Origin of the sequence: Sphingopyxis sp. (assembly GCF_965227415.1) — a bacterium.
Lineage (GTDB): Bacteria > Pseudomonadota > Alphaproteobacteria > Sphingomonadales > Sphingomonadaceae > Sphingopyxis.
Genome location: NZ_OZ245749.1, coordinates 2,269,171 through 2,290,181, shown reverse-complemented (window position 1 = coordinate 2,290,181; position 21,011 = coordinate 2,269,171). Strand labels below are relative to the sequence as shown.

The window sequence follows — 21,011 nt, the reverse complement described above, 5'->3', positions numbered from 1 at the left end:
GGCGGAAGGGGGCCTTGTCCAATAAGCATTTGCCCTCGGGCGCCGCGCCGCTATGCACGCCGCATGACTGAAGCCGCCTTTCCCGACCTGCGCTTGCGCCGCACGCGCCGCACCGGTTGGAGCCGCGCGATGGTTCGCGAAAACCATCTCACGCCCTCGAACCTGATCTGGCCGCTGTTCGTCTGCCCCGGAACCGGCGCTGAAGAGCCGATCGGCAGCCTGCCCGGTGTGTCGCGCTGGTCGGTCGATCTGATCGTAGCGCGCGCAAAGGAAGCGGTGGCGGCGGGCATCCCGTGCCTGGCGCTCTTTCCCTATACTCAGCCCGACCGGCGCAGCGCCGATGGCGCCGAGGCGCTCAATCCCGACAATTTGATGTGCCAGGCGGTCGCCGCGATCAAGGATGCGCTCGGCGACGATATCGGCGTGCTCACCGACGTCGCGCTCGATCCCTATACCAGCCACGGCCAGGACGGGCTGATCGACGAGGCGGGCTATGTCCTCAATGACGAGACGGTCGAAGTGCTTGTCGGGCAGGCGCTCAACCAGGCGCGCGCCGGTGCCGACATCATCGCGCCCAGCGACATGATGGATGGCCGCGTCGGCGCGATCCGCGAGGCGCTGGAGATGGAGGGCTTTGGCCATGTCCAGATCATGAGCTACGCGGCGAAATATGCCTCGGCCTTCTATGGCCCGTTCCGCGATGCCGTGGGCTCGCGCGGCCTGCTCAAGGGCGACAAGAAAACCTATCAGATGGACCCGGCCAATGTCGAAGAGGCACTGCGCGAGGTCGCGCAGGACCTTGCCGAGGGCGCTGACAGCGTGATGGTGAAGCCCGGCCTGCCCTATCTCGACGTCGTTCGCGCCGTTAAGGATCATTTTGCAGTCCCGGTCTATGCGTATCAGGTGTCGGGCGAATATGCGATGATCGAGGCTGCGGCCGCTGTGGGGGCAGGGGACCGCGACGCCCTCGTTCTCGAAACCCTGCTGGCTTTCCGCAGGGCGGGCGCGTCGGGCGTGCTGACCTATCATGCGCTCCACGCGGCGCGGCTTTTGAACGATTGACCGACCGGGTGGGGAATAGATGACGCAGACACCGCGCCGCTGGCTTTTTGTCCTGACCATATTGGTCGGCAGCTTTTTGCTGTTCCAGGTTCAACCGATGGTGGCGCGCATGGTGCTGCCCAAATTGGGCGGCGCACCGGCGGTGTGGAACAGCGCGATGCTCGTCTATCAGGCGTTGCTGCTTGGCGGCTATGCCTATGCGCATTGGCTCGGCCGTTTCGAGATCCGCCGCCAGGCGATGATCCACATTGCGCTGTTCGTGCTCGCCGCGCTGTGGCTCCCGCTCGGCATCGCGCAGATTGCGCCGCCGGGGCCGGGGCAGGAAGCGTTGTGGGTGCCCTTGCTGTTGCTCGCGTCGATCGGCCCGGTCTTTTTCGTCATATCGGCGCAGGCGCCGCTGATGCAGCGCTGGTTCGCTGCCGATACGCGCGCGGGCGATCCCTATTATCTCTACGCGGCATCGAACCTCGGCAGTTTCGCGGGACTGATCAGCTATCCGGCGCTCGTCGAGCCGAATTTGCCGCTCGCATCGCAAAGCTGGGGCTGGACCGCGGGCTATGCCTTGCTTCTGCTGCTGGTCGCTGCCGCCGCGGCGGCGCGCTGGCAAAACCATGTCGCGCAGGATGATGCGGCCAGCGCGGCGGACGAGCCACGGCCGACGCTGCGCCGCCAGATCCATTGGCTGCTCATCGCTGCGGTCCCCTCGGGGCTGATGCTGTCGACGACGACGCATCTGACCACCGACATCGTGGCGATGCCGCTGCTCTGGGTCCTCCCGCTCGGGCTCTATCTCCTCAGCTTCTCCATCGCCTTTTCCAATGCCGAATCGATCAAGGGAACATTCCGGGTGCTCGCCCCGGCGGTGCTGCTGATCGCAGGCGGGCAGGCACTTCTCAGCACCAGCGGCGGGACGATGCTGATCGCCTTCATGGGTCTGGTCATGCTGTTCGTCGTGGCGACCACATTGCACGACTATCTCTATCATTTGCGTCCGCCGACCCGTTACCTCACCCTGTTCTATCTCATCATGTCGGCGGGCGGCGTGCTCGGCGGCCTGTTCGCGGCGCTGATTGCGCCGCTGCTGTTCGACTGGGTTTACGAACATCCGATTCTGGTGCTGGCGGCGGCCATGCTGCTGCCCTTGCCGGCGCTGTTCCCGTGGGACCGGTGGCTGAAGGTGTCCCGGCCGCTGCCGATCGTCGTTCTTCTCCTGGTCATTGCCGCTCTTGCCAGCTGGAAATTGTCGGCCAACTGGAATGGCACGTTCGGCGGCATCAATGGTCTTTGGGCGGGGCTGACGCTTGGCGTCGGCCTGCTCGTGATCGGATGGCGCTGGGCCTATGTCCTGTCGCTCGGGATGCTGATGCTCGGCGTTGGCGGCCTCGAAACGCTGAAAAGCAGCACCGACGGCTCGCGCGTGCGCAGCTATTTCGGCGTCTATACGGTGACCGACGACAGCTATCGGCACCAGCGCCGCCTCGCGCATGGCACGACGCTGCACGGGTTGCAGCGCACCGAAAAGGGGCGCGAACTCGAACCGACGACCTATTATGGGCACAAATCGGGCGTCGGGCTGACGCTCGACAAGGCACCGCAGCTTGCCGGACCCAACGCTTCGATCGGTATCGTCGGCCTCGGCGCAGGGACGCTGTCCTGTTATCGTCGCCCCGGACAGGCGTGGACGATCTTCGAGATCGATCCCGCGATGGCGGCCATCGCGCGGGACCCGTCGAAATTCACCTTCATCAGCAAATGCGCGCCCACCGTGCCGATCGTGATCGGCGATGCGCGGTTGCAGATCGCGAAGCGGCCGGCGGCGCAATTCGACATCCTCGTCATCGACGCCTTTTCGTCCGACGCGATCCCGCTGCACCTGCTGACCAACGAAGCGATCGGTATCTATGCGCGGGCGCTGAAACCCGGCGGCATCTTGCTGATCCATGTCTCGAACCGGTTCTTCGACCTCGAACCCGTCCTCGCGGCCGAGGCGAAGGCGCGTGGGTGGAGCGCCGCGATCCGGCTCGATCCTTCGGGGAACGCCGACAACCCGATGGCCCGCGACTATGGCAATCTGACCGCGTCGAGCTGGGTGGCGCTGACCGAAAAGCCCGAGCGCCTGCAGCAATTGACCGGCGGCGTGAAGCCGCGCGCCAAATCCGATCAGGATGACGCGTGGGTGCCGCTTGCCGCGCGTCCCGGCTTCACACCCTGGACCGATGACTATGCATCGACGCTGCCGGTTCTTCTCTGGGGCCATCTGGTCGGGAAACGCTCATGACCTACGTCGACGTCACCATCATCAGCGTCAATGGCAAGACGCCGCAGATCGACCCGAGTGCGTTCATCGCGCCGGGATGCCGGATCATCGGCGATGTCGTGATCGGACCCGACGTCAGCATCTGGTACAATTGCGTCCTCCGCGCCGATGTCAGCCGTATCGTCGTCGGCGCGCGGTCGAACATCCAGGACGGCAGCGTCGTGCACTGCGACGGCCCGATGCCGCACCGCCCCGACGGCTTTCCGACGATCATTGGAGAGAATGTGCTAATCGGCCACATGGCCATGGTGCATGGCTGCACGCTCGCCGATCGGGCCTTCGTGGGGCTCAAGGCGACGGTGATGAACGGGTGCCGCATCGGCAGTGACGCGATGCTGGCGGCGGGCGCATTGCTCACCGAGAATAAGGAAATACCCGACCGCGAACTATGGGCGGGATCGCCCGCGCGCCGCGTGCGCGAGATCGACGACGCACAGGCGGCGGGAATGCAGATGGGCGTCGCGCACTATGTGCTGAACGGGCGCATGCACAAGGCGGCGATCGAAAGCTGACGCCAACGAAAAAGGGGCGCCCGGGTTTCCCCGGGCGCCCCTTTTTTTCAGGCTCGCTGCCTCAGCTGAAGTTCACCATCGCATAGAGCATCGGGATCGACAGCAGCGTGTTGGTCCGCGAAAAGATCATCGCGGTCTTCGCCGACTTGGCTTTGGTCGCATCGTCGGCCTCGACGATACCGAGCGCCTTTTTCTGGTTCGGCCAGATCACGAACCAGACGTTGAATGCCATGACCAGGCCCAGCCACATGCCGACGCCGATCAGCTTGTAGGGGTCCTGCAAGCTCAAGGCCGGGATCGCATATTTCGCGTGGAACGCGATGGCGAGGCCCAGCAGCACCGTGATCAGCGCCGCCCAGCGGAACCAGAAGAGCGCGGCGGGCGCGATATGCTTCGACACGCCGGGTTTCAGCTCGGCCGGAATCTTGGGCATCGTCGGAATCTGGACGAAGTTGAAATAATAGAGCAGCCCGATCCACAGCACGCCGAAGAAGGTGTGCAGCCAGCGCATGATCGCGTTGCCCGCAGCAATGCCATCCTCGAAATTCTGGCCGTTGAGGCCCAGCATCAGGATGATGGCCAGCACCAGCCCCGCGCCGAGTACGGCGTGAAGATTCCCGAAAAACTTGTCCATTTGCAATCCCCCTCTTGTCTCGGCCCAGTGCGACCCGGTGCCGGATGGCGCTGCTATGCCAGCCTAGGGGGACAGGCTCAAGCTTGCTTGTCGGCGTCCTCGGGAACGGCGAGCCCGTTCCTGAGCATCACCGGCAGCTGCGCCAGCGTGAAGAGGAACGACAGCGCGGTGACACCCCAGACCTTGATCGTCAGCCAAAAGTCGAAACTCATCTGTTTCGCCTGGATCATCTCGTACATCACATGATTGGCGATACCGAGCGTGGCGAAGAACAAACCCCAGTTGCGCGACAGCAAGAGCCAGCCCCTTTCGGTCAGTCCCTCGAGCGCCGACTGGAGCAGATATTTGAGCATCGGTTTCTTGAACCAATAGCCACCGAGCAGCAGGACGGCGAAGGCGGCATAGATGATCGTCGGCTTCATCACGATGAAACGTTCGTCGTGGAACCAGATCGTCAGTGCGCCGAACCCGATGACGAGGATGCTCGACATCCACAGCATCGGCGAAATCTTGCCCAGCTTCCACTTTGACACGCCCATCGCGATGACGATCGCGACCATGAAGGCAAGCGTGCCCTTGATCGCGGCGGTGGTCGCAGCGAAGGCGCCTTCGCCGCCCGAGGACAATTTATAGGCGAGGAAGAAGACGAGCAGCGGCCCGAAATCGATCGCGAAATTGAGCCAGCCATGCTTGGCGGGCGGCGGTGCGGGGGCGGCCTCCGGGCCGCCGGGAAGCTGGTCGATCGGTTCGTTCATCGGATGTTTCCGGCAATGATGCCTGCAATTTCGTCGGCGTCGAAGGGGCGAAGATCGTCGATGGTCTCGCCGATGCCGATCGCATGGATGGGAAGGCCGTGGCGCTCGGCCGCGGCGACGAGCACGCCGCCGCGCGCGGTGCCGTCGAGCTTGGTCATCACCAGGCCGGTGACGCCGGCCACTTCACGAAACACGTCGATCTGCGACAGCGCATTCTGTCCGGTGGTTGCGTCGAGCACCAGCACGACGTCGTGCGGGGCGGCGGGGTTGAGACGGCCGAGCACGCGCTTGATCTTTGCGAGTTCGTCCATCAGCTCGCGCTTGTTCTGCAGCCGCCCTGCCGTGTCGACGATCAACACGTCGATGCCCGTCGCGGTCGCCTGCTTGACGGCGTCGAAGACGATGCCGGCACTGTCGCCGCCTTCGGGTCCGGCCATGATCGGCACGCCCAGACGTTCGGCCCAGACCTTCAATTGTCCGATCGCGGCCGCGCGGAAGGTGTCGCCTGCGACGAGCATCACCCCATAATCCTGTTCCTGGAACAGATGCGCCAGCTTCGCGATGGTCGTGGTCTTGCCCGATCCGTTGACCCCAATGACCAATATGACCTGCGGACGCGGGAAGGCGTCGATTTCGAGCGGCTCGGCGACGGGGCGCAGCACCGCGGCAATTTCCTCGGCGACGACTTTGCGGAGCTCGTCGGTGCCGTTGGCGGCGACGTCGCGGCGATCCGACAGGCGATCGCGAATGCGGCCGGCCATCGCGGGGCCAAGGTCGGCGGTGATCAGCGCTTCCTCGATCCGGTCGAGATCCTCGTCGTCGAGCCGCGACTTGCCGGTGAGCCCCGACAGATTGTCGCCGAGCCGCTCCGACGTGCGCTTGAGGCCGCCGAGCAGCCGTTCGCTCCAGCTGAGCCCGCTCATGCCGCGAGCAACCTGTCGCCATTGCGGCTGATCAGGCGGACCGGAACGATGGTGCCGGGTTCGGCGGGCGTTGTCCGCGTCAGCGCCGCAAAATTCTCCGCATGGCCCGTCAGGCCATCGCGCTCGACGAGCATCGACGCGCTGCTGCCGACCTGCGCATCGAGCCATGCGGCACGGCGCTGCGCATTGGCTTCTCGAAGCATCGCAGCACGTTCTCGCGCAATGGCGCGACCGACTTGCGGCATGCGCGCCGCGGGCGTTCCGGCGCGCGGGCTGTAAGGAAAAATATGGCCGAAGACGATGTCGCAATCGTCGATCAGGGCCATGCTGTTGGCAAACATCTTGTCATCCTCGGTGGGAAATCCGGCGATCAGGTCGGCGCCGATCGCGATATCGGGGCGCGCGGCCTTCAGCCGTTCGGTCAGGCGCACTGCATCGGCGCGGCGATGGCGACGCTTCATGCGCGTCAGCACCATGTCGTCGCCCGCCTGCAACGACAGATGGACGTGCGGCATCACGCGCGCCTCCTGCGTCAACAAGGCGAACAGCGCGTCGTCGATCCGGTTCGGATCGAGCGACGACAGCCGCACGCGCTCGACGGGCAATGCCAAAAGCGCCTCGACCAGCGTCGCGAGCGTCGTGCCGCTGTCGTCGCCGTAGCTTGCAAGATCGACCCCCGTCAGAATGATCTCGCGCTGGCCGCGATCGAGCGCGATGCGCGCGGCATCGACGACGGTTTCGACCGTCGCCGATCGCGCCGTGCCGCGCGCCATGACGGTCGCGCAAAAGGTGCAGCTATGCGAGCAGCCGGTCTGGACGCCCAGAAAAGCGCGCGCATGGTCTGCGCCGGATAGGGCGGGAATGTAGGCAAGGGGCGATCCAAGAAGACCCGGGTTCCCCCGCGAAGGCGGGAGTCCATCTCCCTCCGGTGCTATTTCGAGCGCATCGGAGATCGGTCCCCGCCTGCGCGGGGACACGGCATTTTTATAGCTCTCGGCCAATCCCTTGGCATCATTGCGTACGACCCGCGCACCCATTGCGGTAAAGCGCTTGGCTTCCAGTTCCGCCGCGCATCCGGTCACCACCACGTCGGCATCGGGCCGCTCGCGCAGCGCGCGCCGCACCGCCTGTCGCGCTTGCCGCACCGCTTCGTCGGTCACCGCGCAGCTGTTGAAGATGATCGTGTCGTGCGCGCCGGCCTGGACGGCGGCCGCGCGAACCGCTTCGCCCTCGGCGATATTGAGCCGGCAACCGAAATTGACGACCTCTTGCCGGTCGGCGGTGGCAACGCTCATCCGAACTGCGCCCAATCGGTCTGGCCTTCATAGACGCGCGTTGCCGCGCCGCTCATCACGATCGGCTCGCCCGGCGCCCAGCGGATGATCAGGTCGCCGCCGGGCAGCGACACGGTGACCGGCGAGGCGACCTTGCCGGCGCGGATCGCCGCGACCGCGGTCGCACAGGCGCCGGTCCCGCACGCTTGCGTCAGACCGACGCCGCGCTCCCAGACGCGGAGCTGGAGCTGGTTTTCGCCGTCGAGGCTCGCAACATTGACGTTCACGCGTTCGGGAAACAGCGGGTCGGCTTCGATCCGCGGCCCCAGCTCGTCGAGATCGACCGCATCGGCCTCGGGGACGAAGAAGATGATGTGCGGATTGCCGACGTTGACCGCTGCGCCATGTTCCAGCTCGTCCCACGCGACGGGCATGTCGCGCGTATCCATCGGCATCGCGAGCGGGATATGCTCCCAATCGAAGACGGGCTCGCCGAGCACGACTTCGGCGCCGCCGTCGGCAGGGGTAACGCGCAGCATGCCGCCCAATGTCTCGATCACCGCGGGTTGGCCGAGCAGGGTCGCGACACAGCGCGTCGCATTGCCGCATGCCTCGACCTCGCCGCCGTCGGCGTTGAATATCCGCATCTTCACGTCGGCCTTCGCCGATGGTTCGAGCAGGATCAGCTGGTCGCAGCCGATGCCGTGGCGCCGGTCGGCGATCGCGTGCGCACGCGCCGGGGTCATCTCGACGCCCTGCTCGCGCGCGTCGATCACGACGAAGTCGTTGCCGAGGCCGTGCATCTTGGTGAAGCGATCCGCCATAGCTCGCGCATGTAAGGGCGTGAAAGCGCGAAGTCTAGCGATGTGGCCGGATTACGCCGACTTGCGCAGCACTTCGTCTTCGGGAGGCTGCGCGCCGGCTTGCGGCGCCAAGGGGACGCGAAGCAGGCCGCGATCGGCGAGCAGGCGCGCGGTATCTTCGGCCGAGGCGGCGCGGCCATAGTACCAGCCCTGTCCCTTTGAACAGCCAAGGCGGGTGAGTTCGATGGCCGTCGCTTCGTCCTCGACACCCTCGGCCGTAATCGGCATCGACAGGCTTTCGCCCAGCCGCACGATTGCGACGACGATCGCTTGTGCGTCGGGGCTCCCGCGCATCGCGGCGATGAAGCTACGGTCGATCTTTATCCGATCGAAAGGCAGCGCGCGCAGGTGCGACAACGAGCTGTAACCCGTCCCGAAATCGTCGAGGCTCAGCGATACGCCCTGGTTCTTGAGGCTGGTGACGATCGAGCGGACCAGCGGAAGATTCTCGAACAGCGAGCTTTCAGTAATCTCGACCTCGAGCTGGTTCGCGGGGAACCCCGTTTCGACGAGCAGCTTGGTCAGTTTCTGGCTGAACCACGGATCCTTGAGTTGCTGCGGCGAGATGTTGACCGCGAGCATGATCGACGGGTCCCAGCCCTTGGCGGCTTCCATCGCCTGGCGGACAACCTGCAGCGACAATTCGCCGATCAGGCCGCTTTCCTCGGCGACCGGAATGAAGCGTTCGGGCGGGATCAGGCCATATTCGCGCGATTCCCAGCGCATCAGCATTTCAAAGCCGAGCAGGCGCCCGCTCGCGATATCGACCTGCGGCTCGAAATGCGCGACGAACTCGCCGCGCGGCATGCCGTCGCGAATTCCGGTCTCGATCTGGTTGCGGACTTGCACCGCCATTTCCATGCCCTGTTCGAACCAGATGTGGCGATTTCGGCCATCGTCCTTGCAATGATACATCGCGATGTCGGCCTGGCGGACCATCGTTTCCATCGTCATGCTCGCGTCGGTCGCCAGCGCGATGCCGAGCGAAGCGCCGATGCGGATCTGCTGAGCGTCATGAGCGACCGTCGCCTCGAGCGTGGCGACAAGTTCGGCCGCGAGCGCGTCGATATTGCCGCGCATGCCCGGTTCGAATTGCAGCATCGCGACGAACTCGTCGCCGCCGAGCCGTGCCTTGGTCGCATTCGGTGGCAGGACGCTGCTGATGCGCTCGGCTGCCACCTGCAGCACGCGATCGCCTGCGGCATGGCCATGGATATCGTTGACCGTCTTGAAATGATCGAGATCGAGCAGAAAGAGCGCAACGTGCCGTTGTTCGGCAGTTGCGCTTGCGATCATCTGCTGGCCCTTGGCGAGCAACGCGCGGCGGTTGAGGAAGCCGGTCAGCGGATCGGTATCGGCCAGATAGCGCGCACGCTGCTCGGCGTCGGTGCGTTCGCGAATCTCGCGGTTGAGATCTTCGTAACGGCGCCAGCCGAACAGGATCAGCGCGATGTTCAGGATCAGCGCCGCCGACAGGGCCTTGTCGGGCCCGCCGCCAATGCCGATCAGCGTCTGAACGACGGCCTGCATGACGCTGCCGCCGGTTCCGACGAACAGGACGATCGCCGCGACGACGATGCCCCCCGCGAGCATATCGCGCTTGGCATCCTCGCCGCGGTTGCGAGGCTTCGGCTCCGCCATCATGTGATCATTCCCCACCATCACAGCCTCTATGGCGGCGAGCGGTGAAATTTGCGTTAAGTGGCGGGCGATGCCGTGCTTGCCTTTCGGCGCGCTTTTGCGTAAAGGCCCCGCGTCCGGACGCATATTGCAGCCGGGCAATATCGACATCCGCGACGGAAAATACTGTCCACGGATACCGCTGGTTGGCGAGGTTTCGCTCACCGGCGTGTTTTGCGTTGCGGTCGTCAGAAGGGACTTTTTAGGCGCATGTTCGACAGTCTGAGCAACCGGCTGAGCGATGTTTTCGGAAAGCTCCGCGGCCGCGGCGCGCTGACCGAGGCGGACGTGCGCGCCGCGATGCGCGAAGTGCGAATCGCCTTGCTCGAAGCCGATGTCGCGCTGCCCGTGGTCCGTACATTCGTCGATCAGGTCACCGAACTTGCGATCGGCCAGAACGTCCTGCGCTCGGTCACGCCGGGCCAGCAGGTCGTCAAGATCGTCAGCGACGCGCTGACCGAAATGCTCGGGTCGGAAACGGCCGAGCTCGAACTTGCCGTCACCCCGCCCGCAGTGATCATGATGGTCGGCCTTCAGGGCTCGGGCAAGACCACCACGACGGCAAAGATCGCCAAGCGGCTCAAGGAAAAAGAGCGCAAGAAGGTGCTGATGGCGTCGCTCGACGTCAATCGCCCTGCCGCACAGGAACAGCTGGCCGTCCTCGGCACCCAGATCGACGTCGCGACGCTGCCGATCATCGCGGGGCAGGGGCCGGTCGAGATCGCACAGCGCGCGTTGCAGGCGGCAAAGCTGCAGGGCTTCGACGTGCTGATGCTCGACACTGCCGGCCGCCTCCACGTCGATCAGCAGCTGATGGACGAAATGCAGGCGGTGTCGCGGACCTCGAACCCGACCGAAACGCTGCTCGTCGTCGACAGCCTCACCGGGCAGGACGCGGTTCAGGTCGCGCAGCGCTTCACCGACCAGGTGCCACTGACCGGCGTCGTGCTCACCCGCATGGACGGCGACGCGCGCGGCGGCGCGGCGCTGTCGATGCGCGCGGTCACCGGCAAGCCGATCAAGTTTGCGGGCACGGGTGAAAAACTCGACGGGCTCGAACTCTTCCAGCCGTCGCGCATCGCGGGCCGCATTCTGGGCATGGGCGATGTCGTCAGCCTGGTCGAGCGCGCCGCCGAGACGATCCAGGCCGAAGAGGCCGAGGCGATGGCCGCGAAGATGGCGAAGGGTCAGTTCGACCTCGACGACCTTCGCACGCAGCTCAATCAGATGCGCCGCATGGGCGGCCTTGGCGCGCTTGCCGGAATGATCCCCGGCATGAAAAAGGCGCAGGCGGCGATGGCCGACAGCGGTGCCAACGACAAGATGCTCATCCACTTCGACGCAATCATGGGATCGATGACCCCCAAGGAGCGCGCGAAACCCGAAATCCTGACCGCGAAGCGCAAGATCCGCGTCGCCAACGGGTCCGGCACGACGGTGCAACAGGTGAACAAGGTGCTCAAGATGCACCAGGAAATGTCCACCGCGATGAAGAAAATCCGCAAGATGGGCGGCCTCAAGGGGCTCGGCGCGCTGTTCGGCAAGGGCGGCGGCGGCATGGGCGGCGGTGGCATGGGGGGCGGAGGCGGCGGCCTTGGCGGGCTTCCCGGCCTCGGCGGGGGATCGATCCCGCCCGAACTCGCCAATCTGATGAATAAAAAGAAATAACCCGAACAATCCAAGTTAGACTCAGAAGGAAAATATCATGGCTACCTCCATTCGCCTTTCGCGCGGCGGTTCGAAAAAGCGCCCGTATTACAAGATCGTCGTTGCCGATTCGCGCGCCCCGCGCGACGGCCGCTTCATCGAGCGTATCGGCAGCTACAACCCGCTGCTCGCCAAGGACAATCCCGAGCGCGTCAAGCTTGACGCTGACCGCGCGAAGCATTGGCTGAGCGTCGGCGCCCAGCCGAGCGACCGCGTCGCCCGCTTCCTTGATGCCGCCGGCGTCCAGGAACGCGCCGCGCGCAACAACCCGAACAAGGCGGTCCCGGGCGAGAAGGCCAAGGAACGCGCCGAAGAAAAGGCCCAGAAGCTGGTTGACGCCGAAGAAGCGGCTGCAGCCGCTGCCGCTGCGCCGGCTCCGGAACCTGAAGCGGTCGAAGAAGCGGCTCCGGAAGTGGCCGCTGAAGACGTTGTGGCCGAAGAAGCCGCTGCTCCCGCAGCCGCTGAATCGGACGCGACCGGCTCGGTGAAGAGCGAAGAAACCGCCGAAGCGGTGGCTGAAGCCGTTGCCGACGAAGTTCCGGCCGACGCGACAGCCGACGACGCGACCGCGATGGCCGAACAGGCTGCCGAAGGCGGTCCGGCCGAAGAAGCTCCGGCTGCTCCGGTTGCTGAAGAAGCCGCTGCTGAAGAAGTCGCTGCTGAAGAAGTCGGCGAAGAAAAGGCCGAAGGCTAAGTCTTGGCCAACGCTGCGCGCCCCGTCACCCTCGCCGCCATCGCCGGCGCGCATGGGGTGCGGGGCGAAGTGCGGCTCAAGCTATTTGGCGAAGGCGCGGAGTCTCTCCGCGCCTTTTCCGTTTTCGAGGCAGGCGATCGCAAGCTGACCTTGAAATCGGTGCGCCCCGCCAACCAGGGCGCGGTCGCGACCTTTGCCGAAGTCACCGACCGCAGTGCGGCAGAGGCTTTGCGCGGGACCGTCCTCACCGTCCCGCGATCGGCGCTCCCGCCGCTTCCTGACGGCGAATATTATCACCACGACCTGCTCGGCTTGCCGTGTGTTTCCACCGACGGCACCGCACTCGGCCATGTCGCCGCGATCGAGAATTTCGGTGCCGGCGACATTCTCGAAATCGAGAAGCCGGGCGAGCCCGGAAAAAAGCCCGCGCGCTTCATGGTGCCGATGACCGCACAGGCGGTGCCGACGTGGAACGACGACGGCGTGACCATCGACGCGGCATTTGTCGAATAACGGTCTCTTTCCCATTTCATCATCCCGGACTCGATCCGGGATCCATCTTCCAGCGCCGGCCAAAATCGACCCCGGATCAAGTCCGGGGTGACGAAGGCCGTCTGATCGTCGATCGTCGATTGTCGGTTGTCGGTTGTTCGACATGCTGTTGGCCACGCGGCAATGAAATGTGCAGGGATTATGCGCTTTCCTACATTCCGGCACTGTGCGACGCTTCGTTCGACTCGTTGGTCCAGCTCGAAGAACAACAGATGACCGCGATGGCCTAAAGCCACAAAAGACACAATTTGGTGCTGCGCGTGCGGGGCTTTTGTGGCTTTAACGGGTTCGGTGACAGGCAGGAGACGGGGATGCGTTGGAAATCGGGACTGGCTTTCGCGATCATGCTGGGAAGCGCGCTTCCCGTCGCCGCCCAGGAAACCGCTCCCAGGAACCTTCAGCAGCTCGCTCCTGAAATCGATGCCCTTTTCGCCAAATTTCAGGCCGATCAGCACGTCCCCGGTCTGGTGTATGGCGTCGTCAAGGACGGCAAGCTCGCTTATGTGAAGGGCGTTGGCGTGCAGGAGCTGAACGACAAGCGCGCAGTCACGCCCGACACATTGTTCCGCATCGCGTCGATGACCAAAGCGTTCACGGCGCTCTCGATCCTGAACCTTCGCGATCAGGGCAAGCTGCGCCTCGACGACCTGGCCGAAGACTATATCCCCGAGATGAAGGGCTGGACCTATCCGACAACCGACAGCCCGCGTATCCGCATTCGCGACCTGCTCCAGCACGTCGGCGGCTTCGTCACCGACGATCCGTGGGGCGACCGCCAACAGGTGTTGCCGGACGACGAGTTCACAAAGCTGATCGCCGCAGGCGTGCCGTTCACCCGCGCGCCGCAGAGCCGGCACGAATATTCGAACTTCGGTTATGCGCTGCTTGGTCGCATCGTCGCCAAGGCATCGGGGATGGCGTACACCGACTATGTCCGAAGGACGATCCTGACCCCGCTCGGCATGACCGCGAGCGGCTATGACGCGCCGCATGCGCCCAAAGCGCGCTACGCTCTCGGCTATCGGTGGGAGAATGAGCGCTGGACGGCCGAGCCCGAGATGGTCGACGGCGCGTTCAACAGCATGGGCGGGCTGCAGGTCAGCGCGAACGATTATGCAAAATGGGTCGCCTTCCTGCTTTCGGCCTGGCCGCCGCGCGACGATCCCGACACCGGACCGGTCAAGCGGGCAACGGTGCGCGAGATTGCGCAGGGGCTGAATTTCGTGTCGGTCACCAATCGCAACGGCGCGACCGGCGCAACCGCGTGCAAACAGGCTTCGGCCTATGGGATGGGCTGGCGCGTCGCACAGGATTGCGACCTGGGTCTGACGCTCGCCCATGGCGGCGGATATCCTGGTTACGGCAGCCACGTCATGCTGATGCCCGACTATGGCGTCGGCGTCTTTGCGCTGTCGAACCGCACCTATGCCGGGCCGTCGGCGCCCGCTTGGGACACCGCAGTTGCGATGAACAAGGCGGGGCTGCTGGCGCCGCGAGCCGTGCCGGTGACGCCAGCGGTCGCAGAATTATATGCAGCGTCGAAGGCGGCCTATGCTGCGGGCAATCTCGGTCCGCTGCAGGGCAGGCTCGCGATGAACTTCCTGATGGACCGCTCGGCTGAAAATTGGGCGGCGGAGTTCGCGAAGCTTAAGGCCGAGGTGGGCGACTGTCCGGCCGACGATCCGCTGACGCCGACGGGGGCGATGTCGACGGCGTTCCGGCTCGACTGTGACAAGGGCAAGCTGGACGGGACGCTGCTGCTGGCGCCGACCCGGCCCGTGACGGTACAGGCGCTGCGTTTTCGTGTCGTCAAGGACGCGCCCTAGGGTTTGACGGCCTGCCGCCCCGTACAAGGGGGCGAGGCGACAGGCCTGCGCCGTCTAGCGGCGTTTCGTGATGCGGGCCGGCGCCGCACGCTTGGCAAGCCGGCGGGCCGGGACCGCGCAGTCGAAATAGGCATCTTCGCCGGGCGCGTGGCTTGGCGTGACAAGTTCGACGAAGCGGCGGAATGCGCGCTTCAACCCTATGATGCCGCGGTCGAGATCCGCGCTCAGGCGTTCATGGCCGTGGGTCCATCCGCGCATCCAATGTTCTTCCATCATCGCTTTTCTCCTTTCTGATCCTGTGCCCTTCAAATGCGCTTCGGCGCGGCGCAAAGCCAACAAAAGCATTGAACGAATATATAAGGAGAGCTTATATGGATGGATGCCGAACCTTCCCCCGCTTGCCGCCGTCCGGGCGTTCGAAGCTGCCGCGCGGCTGCAAAATTTTTCGCGTGCGGCCGAAGAGCTCGGGATGACGCAAGCTGCCGTAAGCTATCAAATCCGGCAGTTGGAAGAGCGGCTTGGTCGCGCGTTGTTCGTGCGCGAAAAAGGGCGGGTGCGGCTGTCCGAAACCGGACAGCGGCTGCTGCCAGCAATAAGCGGAGCTTTTGCCGCGATGAGCGATGCCTTTGGCGCGCTGCGCAGCGATGACACCGACATATTGACGATCAGCGCCGCGATCACGCTGGGCGGCACCTGGCTCAGCGCGCGGATCGGACGCTTTCAGCTGCGCTATCCCGATCTGGCCGTGCGCCTGCTCATGTCGAACGAGCTGATCGATTTCGACGCGACCAACGTCGACGTCGCGCTGCGCACCGGCGACGGAAACTGGCCGGGTCTGCGCGCCGACTTTCTGTTCCGCAGCCATGTGACGCCGATCTGCTCGCCCGTGTTCCGCGATGCGAACGCGATATCGGAGCCTGCGGATCTGCTGCGCGTCGAGCGCCTTGCGCCCAACGATCCCTGGTGGGCCGGCTGGTTTGCCCAGGCGGGCATCGGCACGCCCCCGCCGCCGCGGCAGGGGGTCGAACTCGACAGCCAGTTGCAGGAATCGGTCGCGGTGCAGGGCGGCTTCGGCATCGCGCTGATGACACCGCTCTATTGGCGCTTCGAACTCGAGGCAGGGCGGCTCGTGCGGCCGTTCGAGCCGATCTATGAGCCCGGGACCGGCAATTACCTTGTCCACCGCGACAACCGCGTCGGCGTGCGCAAGATCGAACGCTTCCGCGAATGGTTGCACGAAGAGCTGGAGATGGATCGCCAGCTGATCCCCGAGCCGCTATGGGAGCCGCTGTCATGACCTTCACCGCCGTTCCCCTGACGCTCTATCCCGACATGTTCCCTGGCCCGCTGGGGCATAGTATGGCGGGCCGAGCGCTCGAGGCGGGGTTATGGTCGTGCGATCCGGTGCAGATCCGCGATTTCGCGACCGACAAGCATCGCACGGTCGACGACACGCCCGCGGGCGGCGGCGCAGGAATGGTGCTGAAGGCCGACGTGCTGGCCGCGGCGATCGACCATGCCGCCCACGCGAATCCGGACCTCCCGATCCTGGCGATGACGCCGCGCGGCGCGCCGATCACGCAGGCGCAGGTTCGCACGCTTTCGGCGGGTCCGGGCGCCATCATCCTCTGCGGCCGCTTCGAGGGATTCGACGAGCGAATCTTCGAGGGGCGACCGATCGAGCAGCTATCGATGGGCGACATCATCCTGTCGGGCGGAGAGATGGGCGCGCTGCTGCTGCTAGATGCTTGCATTCGGCTGCTTCCCGGCGTAATGGGCGCGGCTTCAAGCGGTGACGACGAATCGTTCGAAAACGGTTTGCTCGAATATCCGCACTATACCCGACCTGCTAGCTGGGAAGGGCGCACGATCCCCGAAGTGCTGCGATCGGGGGATCATGCGAAGATCGCGGCCTGGCGGAAACAACAGGCCGAAGATCATACACGGTTACGCAGGCCGGACCTTTGGGAGCGTCATATCGATGCTCGGGACCGACCTGCCTCTGGCGCGCGGCGAAAAGAAAAGGACTAGAGGACATGAACCTCATCCAGACGATCGAAGCCGAAGAAATCGCCAAGGCGGCAAAGACCATTCCGACCTTCCGTCCCGGCGACACGCTGAAAGTCGGCGTGAAGGTGGTCGAAGGCGAACGCACCCGCGTCCAGAATTTCGAAGGCGTGTGCATTGCACGCTCGAACAAGGGCATGGGCTCCAACTTCACCGTGCGCAAAATGTCGTTCGGCGAAGGTGTCGAGCGCGTGTTCCCGCTCTATTCGCCCAACATCGACAGCATTACCGTCATCCGCAAGGGTGCTGTGCGTCGTGCGAAGCTTTACTATCTGCGCGGCCGCACCGGCAAGTCGGCGCGTATCGCGGAACGCCGCGATTATCGGCCGGAAGCTAGCGAAGGCTGAGGCCGACCGCTTTCCGACACGAAACCCAAACAAAAGGGCCGGGAGCGATCCCGGCCCTTTTTTTATCTTCCGTTCGTTTCCGCTGTCAGGCGGCGAGGCGCCGGGCGGGCTCGTCGGGTTTGCGCAATATCCCCCACTGCGACAACCCTGCTACCCGGCGCAGCGACACCGGCGCGAACAACGGGATGCGCCGGAAGTCGATCAGATGATCGTGCGGGCTGGTGCGCTTCTGGTTGAGCCCGACGGCTTCCAGCAACTGCATCGCCCAGTCCATCTCGGGCACCGGCGAGGTCAGCAGCAACTGGCCGCCGGGACGCAACAGGTCGAAGGCTTCCTGAAACAGGTCGACATGCTCGACCACTTCGAAAGCGATGATGGCATCGAAGCTTTCGGGTTTCAGGCCCAGCGATGCCCAGGTGCGAATGTCGCCGACGATGTCCGCCGGCGGAAACAGGTCGTTGCCGACATATCCGCTATAGCCTGCGCCGCGAAGATGGTCGCCCACCCAGCGCGACCCGCAGCCAATCTCGAGGATCGCGGCATCGCGCGGCAATGGGTCCAGGAAATAGGCAATCTTCTTGCGCTGCGCTATATCGCTGAGCATGGGCATGGTGCGGTCCTCCGCCATGGAAACTGGCGCCATCTGTTCCGCTAAATTGGTTAACAAGTCGTTGCACCGCCGCCGGGTGCGCCCCTTGTCCGCATAAAAACATTGCATAGATGGGGTAAAGTTGGGAAAGGCGCGCGCCTTGGAGTTCTGGAGTTTTCCATCATGGGTTATCGTATCGTAGTCGCCGGCGCGACGGGCAATGTCGGGCGCGAAGTGCTCGCCATCCTGGCCGAACGCGAATTTCCGATCGACGAACTGGCCGCAGTCGCATCGTCGCGCAGCCAGGGCGACGAGGTTGAAATCGGCGATACCGGCAAAGCCGTGAAGTGCCAGAATATCGAGAATTTCGACTGGACCGGCTGGGACATGGCGATCTTTGCGATCGGCAGCGACGCAACCGCGATTCATGCGCCCAAGGCGGCGGCGGCGGGCTGTGTCGTGATCGACAACTCGTCGCTCTATCGCATGGATCCCGACGTGCCGCTGATCGTGCCGGAGGTGAACCCCGACGCGATCGACGGCTACAAGCGCAAGAACATCATCGCGAACCCCAATTGCTCGACCGCGCAGATGGTCGTCGCGCTGAAGCCGATCCATGATGCGGCGAAGATCACGCGCGTCGTCGTCTCGACCTATCAGTCGGTGTCGGGCGCGGGCAAGTCGGGCATGGACGAGCTGTGGAACCAGACGCGCCAGATCTTCGTCGGTGACGAAAAGGACATCCAGAAGTTCACCAAGCAGATCGCCTTCAACGTCATTCCGCACATCGACAAATTCCTCGACGACGGTTCGACCAAGGAAGAGTGGAAGATGGTCGTCGAGACCAAGAAGATTCTCGATCCCAAGATCAAGGTCACCGCGACCTGCGTCCGGGTGCCCGTCTTTGTCGGGCATTCGGAAGCGATCAACATCGAGATGGAGAATGAGCTGTCGGCCGAGGACGCGCAGCGCATCCTGCGCGAAGCTCCTGGCGTCGTACTCCACGACAAGCGCGAGGACGGTGGATATATCACCCCCGTCGAATGCGTCGGCGATTTCGCGACCTTCGTCAGCCGCGTCCGCGAAGACCCGACGGTGGAAAACGGCCTCAACCTCTGGTGCGTTAGCGATAACCTGCGCAAGGGTGCGGCGCTGAACGCGGTGCAGATTGCGGAGCTGTTGGGGCGTCGGCACCTGAAGAAGGGGTAGTCGGCCTCTCAAACCCGCTTTTGCCGAGCGCAGTCGAGGCACCTGTCAGGGTGCATCCCCTCAGGGCATCTCGACTTCGCGCGATGCGACCGGATAAGGAGGGGTATGGCTGACCCATTCCAATTCACCCACGCGCTCTGCCGCACCCCCGCCGCTTCCGCTGTGACCGGCATCCGTGCCGGCGGTGGTCCCGATCCCGACTTCGCGGGTCTGCTTGCCGAGCATGAGGCCTATGTCGCAACGCTGCGCGGGCTTGGCCTGCGTGTCGACGTCTTGCCCGCGCTCGATGATTTCCCCGACGCGCTGTTCACCGAGGACGTCGCGCTGACCTTTCCCGAAGGCGCGATCCTTCTCCGCCCCGGTGCGCCGACCCGCGCGGGCGAGGTTGCGCATGTTCGCGGGCCGCTGGCGGAGCGACATCCGCGCCTGCTCGCAATGACCGGACCGGGGTTTGCCGATGGCGGCGACGTGCTTCGGTTGGCCGACCGGGTGATCATCGGGCTGTCCGACCGGACCGATCCGACCGGTGCCGACGAACTGGCGCGGCTGCTCGGCGACCTGGGCTATCGGGCCGAGATCGCGACGACACCGAAAAGCGTGCTCCATTTCAAGACGGGTTGCAGCCTGATCGACGCGGAAACGATCCTGACCGTCCCGGCGATGCGCGACTGCCCCGAATTTGCTGGTCTGGAGGTCGTGGTGACACCGCGGGGCGAAGAGGGCGCAGCCAACATCCTTCGCATCCGCGAGACCGTGCTGATCGGCCACCGCTGGCAGGCGACGCAGGATCTGCTGAGCGCGCGCGGCGTAGATATCCGCCCGATGGCGACCGACGAGATCGCGCATATCGACGCCGGGCTGAGCTGCATGTCGCTGCGCTGGTAATCGCCGCGGCTGCTGGCATAATATCTTCCGATCGGACGATGGAGGCTGCGATGAAAATGGGGACTGGTATTGCGATGCTGTTGCTGGTTGCGGCGTGCAAGCCCGCGGCCGACAAGGTCGCGGTAGGCGACGACACCGTCGACGCACCGCCTATGCCCCAAGCCAAGGCGGACGGTCCCGCAGCGGCGACGACCGCAGTCAGCCTCGACGGCGAAGGACTGCGTTTCATCGACAAGGCTAGCGGCAAGGCCAGCGTGCTGGCTTTCGGCGTGCCGCGGACGCAGGCCGAGGAAGCGCTCGCGCGCGTCGCGGGCAAGGCCGACGACCGCAGCAGCAATGCGGAGTGCGGCGCCGGGCCGATGGATTTCACGCGCTTCGACGCGATGACGCTCAATTTTCAGGACGACAAGTTCGTTGGCTGGTTTCTTGGTAACGAGAATGGCGCGTCCGAATATTCGACGACGAGCGGAATCGGCGTCGGCACGACCCGCGCGAAAGCGAAGGAATCGGTGTCGATCATTGATGTCGAGGACAGCACGTTGGGCGAAGAATTCAGCATCGGCAGCGGCGAGCATGTCGTCGGCGGCATGTTCGCCGAGCCTGGCGAGGCGGCCAGGATCGATGCGCTGTTCGCGGGCGCCAACTGCTTTTTCCGCTGATGGCGACCACGGTCACCGGCGGCTGCCGCTGCGGGCAATTGCGGTACCGTTTCGAGCAGGAGGGGCCACTGCTCAACTATTGTTGCCATTGCCTCGATTGCCAGAAATCGACCGCGAGCGCTTTTGCCGACCAGTTGATCGTGTCGACCGACGCGTTGACGATCGAGGGGCGCGCCATAACCTTCTCGACCCAGCGGCCCTCGGGTGGGACCACGACGAACCAGCACTGCCCCGACTGCTTCAGCCGCGTGTGCAATGCCAATGACGTCTATCCTGCGATGACGATCGTGCGCGCCGGCACGCTTGACGATCCGTCCGGCCTCGATCCCTTCGCGCATATGTGGATCAAGAGGAAGCGTGGCTGGATCATCATCGCCGACGATGTGCCGGCCTTTGATGAAGGCCCCGACCCGATGGAGTTCATGCGGCTCGCGATGGAGCGGCGCAAAGGCTAGC

At 64.6% G+C, this 21,011-nt stretch carries 21 protein-coding genes and 1 pseudogene; 14 read left to right on the top strand and 8 right to left on the bottom strand.

Annotated elements, in window-relative coordinates:
• Nucleotides 1-63 precede the first annotated feature (63 nt).
• From hemB to ACO055_RS11130, 3 genes are read left to right on the top strand one after another with little or no spacing between them, the layout of a single operon-like run.
• Nucleotides 64-1,062 (top strand): porphobilinogen synthase, encoded by a 999-nt coding sequence (gene hemB, locus ACO055_RS11140; protein WP_422058938.1) that lies wholly within the window; start codon nucleotides 64-66, stop codon nucleotides 1,060-1,062.
• 19 nt (nucleotides 1,063-1,081) lie between these two features.
• Nucleotides 1,082-3,340 carry a spermidine synthase gene (locus ACO055_RS11135; RefSeq protein WP_422058937.1) on the top strand — a complete coding sequence of 753 codons (2,259 nt, stop codon included), beginning with the start codon at nucleotides 1,082-1,084 and terminating at the stop codon, nucleotides 3,338-3,340.
• Nucleotides 3,337-3,891 (top strand): gamma carbonic anhydrase family protein, encoded by a 555-nt coding sequence (locus ACO055_RS11130; RefSeq protein ID WP_422058936.1) that lies wholly within the window; start codon nucleotides 3,337-3,339, stop codon nucleotides 3,889-3,891. The genes ACO055_RS11135 and ACO055_RS11130 overlap by 4 nt, the downstream gene beginning before the upstream one ends.
• Before the next feature lie 61 nt (nucleotides 3,892-3,952).
• Here ACO055_RS11130 and ACO055_RS11125 read toward each other — a convergent pair whose 3' ends face one another.
• From ACO055_RS11125 to ACO055_RS11100, 6 genes are all read right to left on the bottom strand, one after another.
• Nucleotides 3,953-4,525: a urate hydroxylase PuuD gene (locus tag ACO055_RS11125; RefSeq protein WP_422058935.1), complete on the bottom strand. Its 573-nt coding sequence runs from the start codon at nucleotides 4,523-4,525 to the stop codon at nucleotides 3,953-3,955.
• 77 nt (nucleotides 4,526-4,602) lie between these two features.
• Nucleotides 4,603-5,280 carry an inner membrane-spanning protein YciB gene (locus tag ACO055_RS11120; RefSeq protein WP_422058934.1) on the bottom strand — a complete coding sequence of 226 codons (678 nt, stop codon included), beginning with the start codon at nucleotides 5,278-5,280 and terminating at the stop codon, nucleotides 4,603-4,605.
• A complete protein-coding gene (gene ftsY, locus ACO055_RS11115; protein ID WP_422058933.1) occupies nucleotides 5,277-6,203 on the bottom strand; it encodes a signal recognition particle-docking protein FtsY in 927 nt (308 codons plus the stop codon). Before ftsY ends, ACO055_RS11120 begins: the two co-directional genes overlap by 4 nt.
• Nucleotides 6,200-7,498 (bottom strand): MiaB/RimO family radical SAM methylthiotransferase, encoded by a 1,299-nt coding sequence (locus ACO055_RS11110; RefSeq protein WP_422058932.1) that lies wholly within the window; start codon nucleotides 7,496-7,498, stop codon nucleotides 6,200-6,202. The genes ftsY and ACO055_RS11110 overlap by 4 nt, the downstream gene beginning before the upstream one ends.
• A complete protein-coding gene (gene dapF, locus ACO055_RS11105; RefSeq protein WP_422058931.1) occupies nucleotides 7,495-8,301 on the bottom strand; it encodes a diaminopimelate epimerase in 807 nt (268 codons plus the stop codon). Before dapF ends, ACO055_RS11110 begins: the two co-directional genes overlap by 4 nt.
• 51 nt (nucleotides 8,302-8,352) lie before the next feature.
• Nucleotides 8,353-9,984: a putative bifunctional diguanylate cyclase/phosphodiesterase gene (locus ACO055_RS11100; protein ID WP_422058930.1), complete on the bottom strand. Its 1,632-nt coding sequence runs from the start codon at nucleotides 9,982-9,984 to the stop codon at nucleotides 8,353-8,355.
• A gap of 246 nt (nucleotides 9,985-10,230) precedes the next feature.
• On the opposite strand from ACO055_RS11100, the gene ffh reads away from it, so the two are divergent.
• The 4 genes and pseudogenes from ffh (at nucleotide 10,231) to ACO055_RS11080 (ending at nucleotide 14,799) form a co-directional block, all read left to right on the top strand.
• Nucleotides 10,231-11,688, top strand: coding sequence for a signal recognition particle protein (ffh, locus tag ACO055_RS11095; protein ID WP_422058928.1), 1,458 nt, complete (start codon nucleotides 10,231-10,233; stop codon nucleotides 11,686-11,688).
• Between the two features lie 37 nt (nucleotides 11,689-11,725).
• Nucleotides 11,726-12,172: pseudogene (gene rpsP / locus ACO055_RS11090) on the top strand (30S ribosomal protein S16); the annotation flags it as partial.
• Nucleotides 12,173-12,424: 252 nt separating this feature from the next.
• On the top strand, nucleotides 12,425-12,934 hold the full coding sequence (rimM, locus tag ACO055_RS11085; protein ID WP_422058927.1) for a ribosome maturation factor RimM: 510 nt from the start codon (nucleotides 12,425-12,427) through the stop codon (nucleotides 12,932-12,934).
• A 350-nt stretch (nucleotides 12,935-13,284) separates the two neighbouring features.
• Nucleotides 13,285-14,799 carry a serine hydrolase domain-containing protein gene (locus ACO055_RS11080; protein ID WP_422058926.1) on the top strand — a complete coding sequence of 505 codons (1,515 nt, stop codon included), beginning with the start codon at nucleotides 13,285-13,287 and terminating at the stop codon, nucleotides 14,797-14,799.
• A 54-nt stretch (nucleotides 14,800-14,853) separates the two neighbouring features.
• On the opposite strand, the gene ACO055_RS11075 is transcribed toward ACO055_RS11080, so the two are convergent.
• Nucleotides 14,854-15,129, bottom strand: a complete 276-nt coding sequence (locus tag ACO055_RS11075) for a hypothetical protein (protein ID WP_422058925.1) — start codon at nucleotides 15,127-15,129, stop codon at nucleotides 14,854-14,856.
• Between the two features lie 49 nt (nucleotides 15,130-15,178).
• Between ACO055_RS11075 and ACO055_RS11070 the strand changes: the two genes are divergently transcribed.
• From ACO055_RS11070 to rplS, 3 genes are read left to right on the top strand one after another with little or no spacing between them, the layout of a single operon-like run.
• Nucleotides 15,179-16,096, top strand: coding sequence for a LysR substrate-binding domain-containing protein (locus tag ACO055_RS11070; RefSeq protein WP_422058924.1), 918 nt, complete (start codon nucleotides 15,179-15,181; stop codon nucleotides 16,094-16,096).
• Complete coding sequence (trmD, locus tag ACO055_RS11065; RefSeq protein ID WP_422058922.1) at nucleotides 16,093-16,830, top strand: tRNA (guanosine(37)-N1)-methyltransferase TrmD; 738 nt, start codon at nucleotides 16,093-16,095, stop codon at nucleotides 16,828-16,830. Before ACO055_RS11070 ends, trmD begins: the two co-directional genes overlap by 4 nt.
• Before the next feature lie 5 nt (nucleotides 16,831-16,835).
• Nucleotides 16,836-17,213, top strand: coding sequence for a 50S ribosomal protein L19 (rplS, locus tag ACO055_RS11060; protein ID WP_056345487.1), 378 nt, complete (start codon nucleotides 16,836-16,838; stop codon nucleotides 17,211-17,213).
• Nucleotides 17,214-17,298: 85 nt separating this feature from the next.
• Here the strand turns inward: rplS and ACO055_RS11055 are convergent, their stop codons facing one another.
• Nucleotides 17,299-17,823 carry a class I SAM-dependent methyltransferase gene (locus ACO055_RS11055; protein WP_422058921.1) on the bottom strand — a complete coding sequence of 175 codons (525 nt, stop codon included), beginning with the start codon at nucleotides 17,821-17,823 and terminating at the stop codon, nucleotides 17,299-17,301.
• Nucleotides 17,824-17,985: 162 nt separating this feature from the next.
• On the opposite strand from ACO055_RS11055, the gene ACO055_RS11050 reads away from it, so the two are divergent.
• The 4 genes from ACO055_RS11050 (at nucleotide 17,986) to ACO055_RS11035 (ending at nucleotide 21,010) form a co-directional block, all read left to right on the top strand.
• On the top strand, nucleotides 17,986-19,011 hold the full coding sequence (locus ACO055_RS11050; protein ID WP_422058920.1) for an aspartate-semialdehyde dehydrogenase: 1,026 nt from the start codon (nucleotides 17,986-17,988) through the stop codon (nucleotides 19,009-19,011).
• Nucleotides 19,012-19,116: 105 nt separating this feature from the next.
• Nucleotides 19,117-19,896, top strand: coding sequence for a dimethylarginine dimethylaminohydrolase family protein (locus ACO055_RS11045; RefSeq protein ID WP_422058919.1), 780 nt, complete (start codon nucleotides 19,117-19,119; stop codon nucleotides 19,894-19,896).
• 50 nt (nucleotides 19,897-19,946) lie between these two features.
• Entirely contained in the window at nucleotides 19,947-20,555 is a 609-nt protein-coding gene (locus ACO055_RS11040) for a hypothetical protein (protein WP_422058918.1), read from the top strand.
• Nucleotides 20,555-21,010, top strand: a complete 456-nt coding sequence (locus tag ACO055_RS11035) for a GFA family protein (protein WP_422058917.1) — start codon at nucleotides 20,555-20,557, stop codon at nucleotides 21,008-21,010. Before ACO055_RS11040 ends, ACO055_RS11035 begins: the two co-directional genes overlap by 1 nt.
• Nucleotide 21,011: the final 1 nt, after the last annotated feature.